This is a genomic window from uncultured Eudoraea sp. (assembly GCF_947258925.1).
GTDB lineage: Bacteria > Bacteroidota > Bacteroidia > Flavobacteriales > Flavobacteriaceae > Eudoraea.
In genome coordinates this window covers 1-4677 of sequence record NZ_CAMYKG010000066.1, presented here as the reverse complement: position 1 = coordinate 4677, position 4677 = coordinate 1, and the positions used below count along the sequence as shown (strand labels likewise).

The following is a 4677-nucleotide window of genomic DNA, read 5'->3' as shown; positions in this document are numbered from 1 at the left end:
AGTTTTTGCTGATCTCAGAGGCTCTTTTTCAGAAAAGAGCACTTATATCCTAAACTGTGCTACAGGTTTGCAAAAGGTAGAGGCCGACCCGCAGTCAGTAGTTTTCAGATTGGAAGCCGGGCTTAATCAACAGATTTCCAAAAGAGTGATAGGTAGTATTTATGGGAAATACAGTAACATTGCTTCCGCAACGGCCAGCGGATTTAACTTTACAGAAATAGGGGTCAGGCTGAAGTGGAACTTTACAAAAACCCCACTCTTCTATAAGAAGATGTTAGCCAAGCTGTAGCGGTTAGAGCAAATTTAATCTCCGCATGAGTTCCGGGCGGTTAGACCGGCTTATGGGAATTACGCTTTTTTCAATAAGCACACTGTTGTCCTCTATATCAATAATTTTTGTAAAGTTGATAATATAGGATCTGTGGATCTGAAGAAAGAGCTCTTCAGGAAGTTTTTCTTTTATCTTTTTCAAGGTGTTGTGTACCCTATGTGTCTCTTTGGTAGTCTTAATATCTATATAATCGCCTTTGGCTTCTATAAATAAGATCTCATCAAAGGTTAGTTTGATAAGTCTCCGGTCTATATTGATATACAAATCTTCCCCCACTGAACTCGCGCCACCATCGCCCTTGGTTACCGAGGGTTGCTGAGCGATTATATTCTTTACTTTCTGTATAGACTTTGTGAACCTCTCTGGTGTGATTGGTTTGACCAGATAATCCACAATTGCTTCATATTCATAGGCCTCAATCGCAAAATTTGTATCAGAGGTTGTAAGGACGATCTTTGGAGGATCTTTAAGGGTTTGCACAAAATCGAATCCGGTAAAACCGGGCATATGAATATCGAGGAATATCAGGTCTACACTTTGCTGGTTAAGGAATTTAATGGCATCTATGGCATTCGAAAACTCTTCAATCACATCCAGCTCAGGAATGGAAGTGCACAATTGGGCCACAATGGCTCTTGCAGCTGCTTCATCATCTATGATTATACAATTCATGATCTCAAAGGGTCTTTAAATAGGATTCTATGGTCTCTAAAATACTTGAAAATTCTTCATTTAACGCAGTATTCTCCATTTTTAGTTCCTCTTCGTAGGTAACAGCAAGACCATAGGCATTTTCCAGCCCAAGGATGTTTAATTTATGTTTTAATTTATGCACTATCAATGCCGTTTCATTCGTTTTTCCTTCCCGAAGGGTTTTGATGTATTCCTGTTTCTCAACAGGAAACTCGTCCTTCAGAATAGCAATGAATTTTTGCTCAAATGCAACATCGTCCCCTGCCAATTGTTTTATATATTCCAGGTTTGGAGTTTCCATGCTTATTTCTTTAAAGTGAAATAAAAGGTAGTTCCCTCGCCCACATCGCTGTCTAACCAGATCTTACCTTCGTACAAATCTACTATCTTTTTAACGATAGACAGTCCGATACCGGTTGAACTTTCCTTAGTTCCTATGGACTGGAATATTTGAAATATTTTTTCGTGGTACTCTTTAGGGATTCCAACGCCATTGTCTTTAATGCAGAATTCCCAGTGGGTTTTATTTTCCTTTACATCAATAACTACCAGGCCTTCTTCCTTATCAATATTGGTAACCGCATTGCTTATCAGGTTCTGAAATAGCTGGTGCATTTTAGTAGCATCGGCCTGCAGCGTGGGAAGGGGGGTCATGATGATGACATTAACATGTTTTGGAGTATAAATAATCTCCCGTATATCCTTCACCACCTGATTCAGGTCTACAGAAACTGTATCAAGATGTTCGCTATTAATACTGGAATATTTTAATATTCCATCAATGAGCTTATCCATCCCCTCCACTTTTTCCTGCATCATTTGAAGGTTGAACAGACCTGTATCATCTATGATCTCTTTATAATCGTCATGTAACCAGGTAGCCAGGGCACTGATGCTTCGCAAAGGAGATTTAAGGTCATGAGAAACAATATGCGCATATTCTTCAAGTCCTTGATTACTGGCTTCCAGTTCTAGCAAAAGTTTTTCCTTCTGTAACTCCAGGTTTTTCTGTGCCGTTATGTCAAGGTGAATCCCAATGGAACCTACAACCTTACCTGTTTCATTATATCGGGGTGCACCACTGATAAGCCAGTAGCGCAGTTCATTAGATTTAGTATACACCTGTATCTCATAGGAATCCGATTTTCCCCTGAGCCGTTCTTTTCCTTTTTCAACTATGATGTTCTTTTCGGACACCTTTAGGGTAGCACTTGCCTTTTTTCCTATTAATTCCTGCTCAGAATACCCACTCATATTGCAAAAACTCTGATTAACCAATTGAATTACATCTGCGTTGTCTACCTCTATGAGCCCAAGGTTCATATTGGCGATTATACTCCAATATTTTTCATTTTGAATCTCAAGATTTTTCTTGTAATTCTTCCTGATCGTAACATCATTATACGTCCACAAATGCCCTTTATAAATACCATCACTGAAAATTGGAATATAGTCTCGCTCTAAAATGCGGCCATCTTTCATTTCCAGTTCATCTGAAAGGACTACTTTTTGTGCCTTTAAAATCTGATTGATACGTTTAACGAATCCTTTCCCATCTGCAAAATAGTGCTTGGTTTCCTCGGCAGCATTAGAACAATCGTTTCCTTTTAGGCTTTCCGGTGGAACAGGAATATGGAAGATGTCGCAAAACATCTGATTCGTCAGGGATATTTCCCTGTTTTCATTTTCCAGTAAGACACCGGTCTGTAAATTCGAAATAAGACTGGCAAGCCTGTTTTCTGAGGCTCTGACTTGCTCTTGTGCTTTCCTTTCCTTGGAAATATCCTCTACAATAGCTACTTCATATGCGATCTTCCCTGAGGGTTCCCTTACCGCACTTACTGAAGTTTTGGCTAAAATGGCAGTTCCGTTCTTTCTGAAATATTGCTTAACTATTGAAAAGTTGTCCAGTTTTCCTTTCTTCATATCAATCATATACTTACTCGACTTTTCATTGTCTTCGGGCGCCGAAATGGCATCTACAGTAGATTTTTTTAATTCAGACTCCGAATAACCAAGTAGCTCAGAGAAGGTCTTGTTTATTTTAAGGAATTTACCCCCTTGAGTAAGGACAATTCCCAGTGGGGAATTTTCAACTATGATATCGAGCTGCTTCTTTTGTTCGGAAAGCAATACTTCTACCTCCTTTTCCTTAGTAATATCTCTGATAATACCCTGCGCGGCAATGGGGTGGCCCACCTTATCATAAATTATGCTGCTGTTCACTTGTACGTATCGAATGGATTGATCCTTTACAATGATCTTAGCTCTGTAGTTTTTTAGGGTACCTACTTCATAAAGAAGTTTGAAAGATTCTTTGGTATATTCAACGTAATCCGGATGGATCAGAGATCCGAGGTTGACAGTCTCTTCGTTATGATCGTATCCCAGGAGTTGTTTGGCGGCGGCATTCATCCGAAGAACATTACCATTGATGTCCATAACCAGATATGGATCAATGATATTGATAAATACCCCTTCTAATTCCGATGTTTTTTCGCTTAAGAGGTTTTCTAAGCGCTCATTGGTCTCTTTTAATTGCCTGGCGGTATTGTATAATTCCTGTGATTTTTCTTCCAGTATTTTTTCTGCCTGAAGTCTTGCTTTCTTTTGGCGCTCTAAGGCCCTTTTCAATAAAGTTACTTCTTTGTTATCCATGCTGGACAATATGAAATTTTACCTGGGTGCCATCTTCCTTCAGCAACTCATAGCTTATTTCGGCACTGCTGTTGAAATGCGTAAAAGCTTTTTCCATTAGGCCGTGAGCCAGGCTGTATAGCCCTCTTGAAGAGCTGTAAATCATGGATAGGGAAGTATCCGTTTTTTCAATTATGGTAAAGCTGGGTAATTCCGCATCCGGGTAGAGCTTTTTTACATGTACGTGAATGTGGTCCTCAATAGAGTTCAAAAGAGCAATTGGCGAAGCATAACTTTTAATGATCTCGGGATGTGCTTTCCCTAAACTATCGAACAAGTACAGCCCAAAAGCGTATAATAAGTCGTTTGTGGGCATCTTGACTTCTGAACTTAAATTAGTCAGCAGGGAAACCATTTCATTAAAATCATAGGTGCCAACAGAAGTATAAATGCCTTCGGATGGTAGCTCCGAATTTTCGATAATAGTATCTGTAATTTCCAGTCCAAATTGGTCTTCCACCATTTCCAGGAACTCTGTAAAAATAAAACCTTTCATAAAGATAAAATCAAATTTAAATATAGGAAAAACCTTACCTGTTGTAAAAATTTTGTTGTGAAATGACTAATTCCATTAACCTTTTACCAGTTCATTTACTTGCCAGTAGGAGATCACCTTCATAAGCTTATCTTCGTAATCATCATATTTTAAAGGCTTTATCACGTAGCCTGCAATTCCGGTCTTATAACATTCGAGCAGGTCTGTTCTGTTTTCAGATGTTGTCAAAATTACCGTAGGCAGGTATTTAAGCAGGGGGTCTTTTTTAAGGATCTGAAGGAATTCTATGCCATTCATTCGTGGCATATTCAGGTCAAGAAGGATAATATCAGGCAGGTTATTTTCTTTAAGGATCTTCAACGCTTCTTCCCCATTGTTTGCCTGAATAAGGGTGTGTTTTTCATCCAGCTTGGATAAGGTCCTTGTCAACTTCATGGTCTCTATGGCATCGTCTTCAATA

5 protein-coding genes and 1 pseudogene are annotated in these 4677 nt (G+C 39.1%); 1 reads left to right on the top strand and 5 read right to left on the bottom strand.

Translation table 11 applies throughout. The annotated features are described in order from the left end of the window. Positions 1–289 (top strand): annotated as a pseudogene (locus Q0X77_RS15030) (hypothetical protein); the annotation flags it as partial. Positions 290–292: 3 nt separating this feature from the next. On the opposite strand, the gene Q0X77_RS15025 reads toward Q0X77_RS15030, so the two are convergent. From Q0X77_RS15025 to Q0X77_RS15005, 5 genes are all read right to left on the bottom strand, one after another. Beyond that, positions 293–1003, bottom strand: a complete 711-nt coding sequence (locus tag Q0X77_RS15025; protein WP_297798638.1) for a LytTR family DNA-binding domain-containing protein — start codon at positions 1001–1003, stop codon at positions 293–295. A 4-nt stretch (positions 1004–1007) separates the two neighbouring features. Next, entirely contained in the window at positions 1008–1325 is a 318-nt protein-coding gene (locus Q0X77_RS15020; RefSeq protein WP_297798637.1) for an Hpt domain-containing protein, read from the bottom strand. Positions 1326–1327: 2 nt separating this feature from the next. After that, a complete protein-coding gene (locus Q0X77_RS15015) occupies positions 1328–3682 on the bottom strand; it encodes a PAS domain-containing sensor histidine kinase (RefSeq protein WP_297798636.1) in 2355 nt (784 codons plus the stop codon). Further along, positions 3675–4217, bottom strand: coding sequence for a heme NO-binding domain-containing protein (locus Q0X77_RS15010; RefSeq protein WP_297798635.1), 543 nt, complete (start codon positions 4215–4217; stop codon positions 3675–3677). The genes Q0X77_RS15015 and Q0X77_RS15010 overlap by 8 nt, the downstream gene beginning before the upstream one ends. Before the next feature lie 75 nt (positions 4218–4292). Further along, positions 4293–4676: a response regulator gene (locus Q0X77_RS15005; RefSeq protein ID WP_297798634.1), complete on the bottom strand. Its 384-nt coding sequence runs from the start codon at positions 4674–4676 to the stop codon at positions 4293–4295. Position 4677: the final 1 nt, after the last annotated feature.